Annotated in this window: 1 protein-coding gene and 1 pseudogene; one reads left to right on the top strand and one right to left on the bottom strand. The window is 69.1% G+C overall.

Annotated elements, in window-relative coordinates; all coding sequences use genetic code 11:
• The coding region (locus BN11_RS25460; protein WP_048699887.1) for a hypothetical protein at nt 1-246 on the bottom strand (246 nt) is incomplete at its 3' end.
• On the opposite strand from BN11_RS25460, the pseudogene BN11_RS18830 reads away from it, so the two are divergent.
• A pseudogene (locus BN11_RS18830) lies at nt 213-947 on the top strand (IS3 family transposase); the annotation flags it as partial. The gene BN11_RS25460 and the pseudogene BN11_RS18830 sit on opposite strands and share 34 nt — an antisense overlap.
• Nucleotides 948-1,216 lie beyond the last annotated feature (269 nt).

Raw genomic sequence — 1,216 nt, 5'->3', positions numbered from 1 at the left:
CGTGTTGGGCCGCACCCTAGCGGCGGTGAACCGTAGGTACTCATCCAGCAGCGGATCACCCAGGCTTGGCACGCTTCCCGCCGAGCGCACCAAGCACGGCATGAACGACCCGATCCCAGACGTCCGAACCTCCTCGACGGATGCCTCACCATCAGCCTCCACCCACCCCCGCCGGAAGCCCGGAACCGACGCGCCGATCACCTGCATATCAAGCCTTTCTTCGGGGCGGAGCTCGACCGCCAACACAAGAAGTAGTTGCGTTCATCGACGCCAACCGCGACCAGGTCGTCGGCGGCGCGCGTCTCACAGTCGAGTCCATCTGCACGGTCCTGTCCAAGGCGGGCGTGAAGGTGGCTGTGAGCACGTACTACGCCGCCAAGAGCCGGACCCCGTCAGCGCGTGCCGCGCGTGACAGCGAGCTCAGGCCGGCGCTCCGGGAGGTGTGGGAAGCGAACTACCGGGTCTACGGGGCACGGAAGTTGTGGAAGGCGGCCCGGCGAGCCGGGCACGACGTCGGGCGTGATCAGGTGGCCCGGCTCATGCGGGCCGAAGGCATCGCCGGGGCGGTGCGGACCAAGCGGGTGCGCACCACGCGACCCGATCCCGCAGCCGCGCGTCACCCGGACCTGGTCAAGCGGGACTTCACCGCCACCGCCCCCAACCAGCTGTGGGTCACCGACCTGACCTACGTTCCGACGTTCGCCGGCGTGGCCTACGTGTGCTTCATCGTCGACGCGTTCTCCCGCACGATCGTGGGGTGGCGCGTGGCGGGGCACATGCGCACCGAGATGGTCCTGGACGCCATCGAGATGGCCCGCTGGTCACGCGGCACGCTCCTGACGGGCCTGCGGTGCCACTCGGACGCCGGGTCGCAATTCACCTCCGTGCGCTACGGCGAACGCCTCGCAGAGGTCGGCGCCGTGCCCTCCATCGGCACCGTCGGGGACTGCCTGTTAACCGGCCAATCGGACCCCTGGGGGGTGGCTGCCTGACGCGGGCGGTGGTCGGAATCGCAGTGGGGGTGCTGGAAGTCGGTACTGCTGGGGAGTAGGCCTGAGGGCATGGATGCTCTGGTGGTCGGTGTGGACCCGGCTGATCCGCGGCGGTGGCGCCTGACGGGGCCGGACGTGGGCGGGTCGCTGTCCGCGATGAATGCGTACCTGGGTTATCTGGCTGATCGGAACTACTCCCCGCGCACGGTCCGCACGTACGGGTA

The organism is Nostocoides australiense Ben110, assembly GCF_001050535.1.
Lineage (GTDB): Bacteria > Actinomycetota > Actinomycetes > Actinomycetales > Dermatophilaceae > Nostocoides_A > Nostocoides_A australiense.
The sequence above is the reverse complement of the archived record's forward strand: the minus strand, read 5'-3'. Positions and strand labels throughout refer to the sequence as shown.